The sequence below is a fragment of the Neisseria sp. HMSC074B07 genome (assembly GCF_001810355.1).
GTDB lineage: Bacteria > Pseudomonadota > Gammaproteobacteria > Burkholderiales > Neisseriaceae > Neisseria.
In genome coordinates this window covers 47,617-47,913 of sequence record NZ_KV800985.1, presented here as the reverse complement: position 1 = coordinate 47,913, position 297 = coordinate 47,617, and the positions used below count along the sequence as shown (strand labels likewise).

The following is a 297-nucleotide window of genomic DNA, read 5'->3' as shown; positions in this document are numbered from 1 at the left end:
GTTTCAACACACAGCCGCCCGAAGGCGGCTGGTAAAGGTTGACGTCAAATCCGACATCGAGCTTTTGTTTCAACACACAGCCGCCCGAAGGCGGCTGGACATCCCAACAAAACTGCCACCATGCTCCGCATAGTTTCAACACACAGCCGCCCGAAGGCGGCTGGTTGCAAGTGTTTGACGACTTCTTGGCGGATTGCTTGTTTCAACACACAGCCGCCCGAAGGCGGCTGGACAACAGCCCAAGCCCGTTTGAGAGGAGTATTTGTCGTTTCAACACACAGCCGCCCGAAGGCGGCT

1 CRISPR repeat array is annotated in these 297 nt (G+C 56.6%).

What is annotated here, in order from left to right:
- Position 1: 1 nt before the first annotated feature.
- Positions 2 to 297: a CRISPR direct-repeat array (repeat unit 29 nt; unit sequence TTTCAACACACAGCCGCCCGAAGGCGGCT).